Raw genomic sequence first — 5,320 nt, forward strand, 5'->3', positions numbered from 1 at the left:
CAGGCCAACCGCCCGTCCTGGCAGTGGCCCTTTGCAAGCTCCAGGCCGCCTCAGGGCAGGGACCAGGTGGCGCTGGCGGGGTCGCTGGCCATCGAGGTGGCTCCCAATGCTCCTGCGAAGCGGTGCCCCTGCGCGGCTCCCCGGCGGATGCCAGCCGCTCACGCAGGGGGTGGCTCTTGGCCTGCCAGCACCCGAGCTGTGGAGTGGATACCTGCTGTCTGCGGCCAGAGATGGCAGAGATAGGCAGGGCAGCCCTGGCTTCTTTCTGCAAGACGGTGATGACCAGCACGCGATCTTGTTCGTTCTGGCCTCCTCCCATGATACCATCCTCTCTGCATCATCGCAGATGCCTGTGACTTTTCAGGCATTCTGCGATAGTCGGCCAGGCTACACTATTCACACAAGCAGTTTCTGTATTAGACAAGCAATACAGGAACCTCTCTTTGGCCAGTTCATTAAGCCAAAGCTCTTTTTCTCTACAAGGCACTTCGCCTGGTTTATTGTAAATGGCGTTACCATCAATTCTTGCTCTCGATAATTATTCACTATAGTTAGCAAGCAAGCAGTATTTAACCGGAGGCAGGGACTGCAGACAGATAGGCTATAGATTTATTTAAAATTGCCTCCTTTTCGCGTACAATAGTCCTATATAGGAGGGGCTGTCCGAAAGCTCAATGGAGAGAGGCGAGGAGCCGGGAAAGGCGGAGACCAGGGGACGAGCAGCCTCTCTCCCTATCACTGGAGACGACTGTATATGATGGAATGTGCTGGAGCAGCGGCAGGCGGCCCGGCCCGAGCGAGCTACCTGTGTTGTCGCCAGGCAGCCTTGTAGCTATACTGTACAGTCACGGCATAAGACAATTGATTGAATGGAGAAGAAAGCGAGGCGAATAGTGTCCATCAATCTATTCTACCTCAGTGCCCACAGCGAGGATGATCAGCGCCTACTGGATGAGATCAAGAACTTTCTGGAGCCGCTACGCAAGATCGGGCTTATCAAGGACTGGGAGCGGCGCCTGATCCAGCCGGGTCAGCCGGTGCGAGCAGAATTGTTGCGTCAACTGGACCAGGCCCAGATCATCATGATTCTGTTAAGCCCCGACCTGCTCACTGATCCATTCTATCCAGAATTGTGCAAGCGTGCCTGGGAGCGGCTCCAGCAAGGGTCTGGGCGTGTGCGTCTCTTTCCTGTAAAGTTGCGGGAATGCTTGTACGAGCCAGAGCCATTTGCCGAGCTAGCCATTTTTCCTTCGGATGGTCGCCCTTTGCGTGGCCTATCTGCCTCGCAGCGCGAGAAGGAGCTGACCAAGCTGGCGAGAAAAATTCGTGAGGTGGCCCTCGAGCTAGTCGGAGGCGAGGAAGAGGTGAAGCGGCCGCCAGCGATTGCGGCTGCTTCTGAAGCGATCTCCTCGGTCGGTGTCTCTCTGGAGGCAGACAATGCTGCCTGGCAGGGGAGAACGAGCTATGTCCGGCCGTCTGGAATGGAGACGCGACGCTGCGATGTGCTCCTCGTGACGGCCACCGATGTTGAGATCCGGGCCGTGCGCGAGATTGCTCTGAAGGAGATGCAGGCAACTTTCGAGCGTCAGAGAGGTCGGGTCGAATCCTACTACTTTTTGGGTGAGATTGGGGGGACGGCCACCTGGGTGCTGCGCACCCAGATGGGCACCTCGGGGGCCAGTGGGGCGACGCTGGCCATCAGCGATGCCATTCGCACCCTAAAGCCAGAGGCAGTGATCATGGTGGGGATCGCCTTCGGTCTGCAGCGCGACAAGCAGCAACTGGGCGATATCCTGGTCTCGCAGCAGCTTATGAGCTACGAGCTGCAGCGCGTTGGGATGGGAGCGAGCGGCAAGAGGATTCAACTGCCGCGAGGGGACCGCGCCAGCGCCTCGCCGCGCCTGCTGGCACGCTTCACTGACGCGGTGCTCGACTGGCAGGGAGCCAAGACGCATTTCGGGCTAATACTCTCTGGAGACAAGCTTGTTGATCATCCCGAGATGATCAGGCAGTTGCTGACTATCGAACCCGAGGCGATCGGGGGAGAGATGGAGGGCGCGGGCCTCTACGCCGCAGCTATGCGAGAGCGGTGTGAGTGGATCGTCGTCAAGGCCATTTGCGATTGGGGCGACGGCCACAAGGGGGAGAATAAGGAAGAGAATCAGCGCCGAGCGGCGGAAAATGCGGCGCGCTTCGTTTTCTTTGTCTTGGGTCAGGGCGGCCTGGCCCCACGAAAGCCATCGTAAGGGCGGGCGCTGGGAAGACCAGGCCAGGGAGCAGCCTGGACTGGACCGGCGCCCGGTCACCGGTCCGGTCTCTCTTTGAGAGGGGCTTTTTTGGATCCGCGGCCCCACCCTGTTCCCTCTGGCTATGCTCGTGGGCTGGCCTTGTCGGCTGTGGTAGACGAGAGACGATCATCCCAGCTAGTTGGGGCGCCCATCTTATCTCCCTGGACAGGTGCTCCCTGGTAGGCAGAAAAGAGGACCGATCTGTGGCCCAGGGACCTTATCGCCGCGCACATCTCTTTCCGCTGGCGACCCAGTCCCAAACCGACAAGCCTGTCGTGCTTGAGCACGGTAGGACCTTGGTGGGCCACCTTTCTTTAGCAACATCCTCCTCCGCTGGCACCTCCTGCAGTATCTCCCCTGCTTTAAAGCAAGAGGGGTGATAGCTACTCTCAAGCACCCCAACCAGAGAGAGCATTGTCACTACGTTCCGCGGATACCCTATTGCTCTCAGTAGCTCGCTCAGCGACCTGACCTCTCTTTTCCCTAGATACGGCTCTAGCGGCCCGCAGACCACTCCCGCCATCTCCTCTGGCTCCGCCAACACTCCTGTCTTCGGCTTCTTCCTTCGTTACTCGTACCAGCGTTACTCGTACCAGCTTCCCCAGGGCAGTTCTATATACTCCTTGACCAGCGCCTGTTTCTCCTGCCACTTCATGAGTCCCTCTTTTGCTCTCTGCCCCAGCCCCGCCCGGGACTTTGTTTTCGAGAAGGAGAGGCACCAGGCCGGCCACCTTAGCCCACACGTGCACGCTCCAGACAGCCCCCTCTGAGATCTATCCTTCTCAGGTCCATTCCCTGCAGATCCACTCTTCGCAAGCACCAGTCCGGCTCCCTCCAGCCTGGCCGGCCCGTACGGATCTGGCCGCTCCTGGCCACTGCTTCCGGCAACCTCGCCGCAGCTTCACCTCCCTCAAATCGGCCTCTCTCAGGCAGGTTCCTCCCAGATCTGCCCCTGCCAGGCAACTGCCACGCAGGTCCGCCCCGGCCAGATCCGCCTTGTGCCAGTCTGCCCTCTGCAACCCGGCCACCCCCTCATCGCAGCTTCTCCGCTGCTCCCCACCTCGGCCTTCCCTCTCACCCCCACCCCCTAGGCTCCCCTCTCCTCCGAGCGGGCCTGCTCTTTCTCTCTAGCAGGAAGGGATACGCGATCCTCCTGTGCTCCTCCTCTAGCTGCTCGCGCCGCCGCAGCTCCCGCTCCACCTCACCGGTCTCCTCTTCTCTCCCAAGCGCCCGCAACACTCCCACCTTCCCCCTCCAGAACGCCACCTCGTACCTTGCCTGCTTCAGCCCCTGCTCATAGGTCGCCAGCGCTTCCTCCAGCCTGCCCAGCTGCTCCAGCACCTGCCCCTGTCTCAGCAGCGACTCCTTTTCCACCAATAGATGCCTCCCCCTCCGCCGTCCTACCTCTATCGCCCGATTGAACGCCTCCAACGCCTGCTGTCCCTCCCTCTGCTCCTGATATGCCTCCCCAACTGGTACCACTCCTGCTCCTCCAGCTCTCCTCGCTTCCTCAGCCCCTCCTCCAGCAGCCGCACCGCCTCCTCCGCTCTCCCCCTCTTGCGCAACAACCTCGCATAGCTGAGCGTATACCACCCCCCACGTAGCTGATCCTCCCCCCCAGCTCAACGGTCCGACGATAGCTCTCCAGCGCCTCCTCCTGCTCCCCCAGCTCCTCCAGCAGCCTCCCCCGGCACTCCCAGCTCTCCGCCTCGTCCGGCCTCAGCCTCAGCGCCCGCTCGATCGCCTCGAGACCTGCTTCATGCTGCAGGAGCGCCCTATACACCCATCCCAGCTCACGCCAGGCCTCCGCATCCTCCGGATGCCCCCGCAGATAGGCCCGCAAGCGCTCCACTCTCACCCCCGAGTCGGGGTCATGGCACGCGCTCAGCGGCGTCCAGGCCAGCCCCCGCAGCTCCGCCTCCTCCATCGCCCTCCTCAACCGCTCCTGCACCAGGACCCTCTCTACCCCAGAGTGCAGCCCCGAGCAGTACTTCCTCACCAGTCCCACCAGCAGCCTCCCCTGGGCCGTCCAGCTCTCCTTGATCCCCAACGTCCGAATGTAGGGACGTCCTCCTATCCACGTCCGACACTCCGTCCGCTTCCAGTCGATCACCTCCTCCGCCCGCTCTCTCGGCAGCACCACCAGCGCATACTCCGTCGAGAGCGCCCTCCCTGTCCCCTCCTGCCGCAAGCGCACCGGATAGACTCGGTGCCCCACCTGGTAATCCGCCAACACCCCCTGCAACCGCGGCGAAGCCAGCCCTCCCCCCTCCTCTAGCGGCAGCGGCACATAATCCAGCCTCAGCGCCCGCTTCGGCACCCCAAACTCCAGCGGCTCCTCCCCTTCCGCTCCCGGCTCGCCTGCCAGGAGCCTCCCCACCTGCTCCCCCTGCAGCGGGCGAGCGGTGACCACCTTCCACTCACTCCCAGCGCTCCCGCCGCCAGAAGTCATCTGGGTCCCGAGGGCGAGCTGGCTTCCCCCCTGCTACCAGCAGCCAATAGCTGCTGCTGGCTCCCTTCCCTCCCTCTCCGATCGGCTCTTCTATCGCTCCTTCCCGGACCGGCTCTTTCATCGCTCCTTCCTGGATCAGTTAGGACGGCACCCCAACGCCTGACCCTCCCTTGCGGGGCCTTTCCCTGCCCCGGTTCCCCGGCGCTTCACCTTAGCCTGCTTCCTGGTCCATACTTAGAGATATAGCTATACTATATTCCTTGGTCTACGGCCGCCTCGAAGGCGTCTAGAGCGCTGTCTAGCAGTACGCACCCGGTCACCACAAGCCCTGGCGGCTCCGGTCCCTGGCGGGAGAGGAGCCGCCCGAAGCGTTCTCGCCGCGGCAAAGGCGCAGTCACCTCCTCACCGCCCCAGGCCCAACGCTGGGGTTCATCAAGGTCTTCAGGGACGCCTGCCTCCAGTCACTGGTCACTCAGCCGGTCGATCTCGCTTCTCTCTCCGATGTGCACCTGCTTCATCCCCCGAGGGGGACCAGCCAGTCAGCCTCTGAGGGCTTTCCTCACTCTAGCCTTGCCCCCTT

Annotated in this window: 5 protein-coding genes; 1 reads left to right on the top strand and 4 read right to left on the bottom strand. The window is 62.0% G+C overall.

The features are described from left to right. Positions 1 to 893: 893 nt before the first annotated feature. The gene (locus ACFMO7_RS06320; RefSeq protein ID WP_376794671.1) at positions 894 to 2,246 is read left to right on the top strand and encodes a TIR domain-containing protein; all 1,353 of its coding nucleotides are present in this window, start codon (positions 894 to 896) and stop codon (positions 2,244 to 2,246) included. Between the two features lie 824 nt (positions 2,247 to 3,070). On the opposite strand, the gene ACFMO7_RS06325 is transcribed toward ACFMO7_RS06320, so the two are convergent. From ACFMO7_RS06325 to ACFMO7_RS06340, 4 genes are read right to left on the bottom strand one after another with little or no spacing between them, the layout of a single operon-like run. Continuing rightward, a complete protein-coding gene (locus ACFMO7_RS06325; RefSeq protein WP_376794672.1) occupies positions 3,071 to 3,316 on the bottom strand; it encodes a pentapeptide repeat-containing protein in 246 nt (81 codons plus the stop codon). 46 nt (positions 3,317 to 3,362) lie between these two features. Next, a complete protein-coding gene (locus ACFMO7_RS06330; RefSeq protein WP_376794673.1) occupies positions 3,363 to 3,770 on the bottom strand; it encodes a tetratricopeptide repeat protein in 408 nt (135 codons plus the stop codon). Between the two features lie 28 nt (positions 3,771 to 3,798). After that, positions 3,799 to 4,701: a tetratricopeptide repeat protein gene (locus ACFMO7_RS06335; protein ID WP_376794674.1), complete on the bottom strand. Its 903-nt coding sequence runs from the start codon at positions 4,699 to 4,701 to the stop codon at positions 3,799 to 3,801. Between the two features lie 7 nt (positions 4,702 to 4,708). After that, positions 4,709 to 4,861 (bottom strand): hypothetical protein, encoded by a 153-nt coding sequence (locus ACFMO7_RS06340; protein ID WP_376794675.1) that lies wholly within the window; start codon positions 4,859 to 4,861, stop codon positions 4,709 to 4,711. Positions 4,862 to 5,320: the final 459 nt, after the last annotated feature.

Source organism: Thermogemmatispora sp., assembly GCF_042408735.1.
In the GTDB taxonomy this organism is placed as follows: Bacteria; Chloroflexota; Ktedonobacteria; order Ktedonobacterales; family Ktedonobacteraceae; genus Thermogemmatispora.